Source organism: Actinomyces sp. MRS3W, from assembly GCF_032465695.1.
Taxonomy (GTDB): Bacteria; Actinomycetota; Actinomycetes; order Actinomycetales; family Actinomycetaceae; genus Actinomyces.
On the sequence record NZ_JAWDJJ010000088.1, the window covers coordinates 1 to 1,217 of the forward strand.

Consider the following 1,217-nt stretch of genomic DNA (forward strand, 5'->3'; position numbering starts at 1 on the left):
GCCGACGCCTGGGCCGTCTACGACGGCGGCCCCGCCTTCCTGGACCAACTCGCCGCCGGCGGCGCCCCCCGGGCCGTGTGGACGGCACTGCCCGGACGACATCGCCTCGTCGCAGCCTGGACACGATTGGTCGCCGACGCCGTCCGGGCCGCACTGACCGGCGGCCGCGGCGCGCTCATCGTTGTCGCCACCACCCAGCGCGCCGAGCAGGTGGCCGCCGCCCTGTCGGCGGATCTGGGGGAGGAGCCGGTCATCGTTCTGTCCGCTGAACACGGACCCGCTCGCCGCTACCGGGCTTTCCTACGCCTGCTGCAGGGGCGCGCCCGCGTTGCGGTCGGCACCCGGGGCGCTGCCTTCGCCCCGGTGCACCATCTGGGTCTAGCGGTCATCTGGGACGATGGGGATGACCGGCTCGACGAGCCACACGCCCCCTACGTCCATGCCCGCACCGTCCTGGCGCTGCGTTCGGGCTTGAGCGGGGCCGGGCTACTCATCGGCGGCTATACCCGCTCGGTCGAGGCCCAGGCGTACGTGGAACAGGGCTGGGCCACGGATCTGCACGCGCACCGCGACACCACGCGCGCCGCGGTGGCCCGCGTCCAGGTGCCCGGCGCCCCCGAGCTTGAGGCCGAAGGCCCCTCCGGCGCCGCCCGCATCCCCTCCCTCGCACACCGCACCCTGCGGGAGGCGCTCGCCCACGGGCCCGTCCTGGTGCAGGTGCCGCGTGCGGGATACGCCCCACTCGTAGCCTGCGCCCGCTGCCGCACCGTCGTGCACTGTCCCACCTGTGGCGGCCCAGAGTCCATGGATCGCAGCGGCCGCGTCACCTGCCGCTGGTGCGCCCGCAGCCTGACCGGCTGGACCTGTCCCCAATGCGGCCACGACTCACTGCGCATGGTGCAGGTAGGCACCACCCGTACCGCAGAGGAGCTGGGCCGGGCCTTCCCCGGGACCCCCGTCGTGGCGTCCGGGGCACGCGAGGATCACGGCGTCATCGCCACCGTCGATGCCCGCCCCCGACTGGTCATCGCCACCCCCGGTGCCGAACCCCGCGCCGATAACGGCTACTGGGCGGTGCTGCTTCTGGATGGGGCCGCCCTGTCTTCCCGCGCCGAGCTCGGCGCCTCCAGCGAGGCTCTACGCCACTGGAGCAATGCCGCCGTGCTCGCCCGGCCGGAGGCGCGCGTCATCCTGCTGGGCAGACCGCACCCGGTGGT

1 pseudogene is annotated in these 1,217 nt (G+C 74.4%); it reads left to right on the top strand.

The features are described from left to right. Nucleotides 1–1,217 (top strand): annotated as a pseudogene (locus RWX45_RS02615) (primosomal protein N'); the annotation flags it as partial.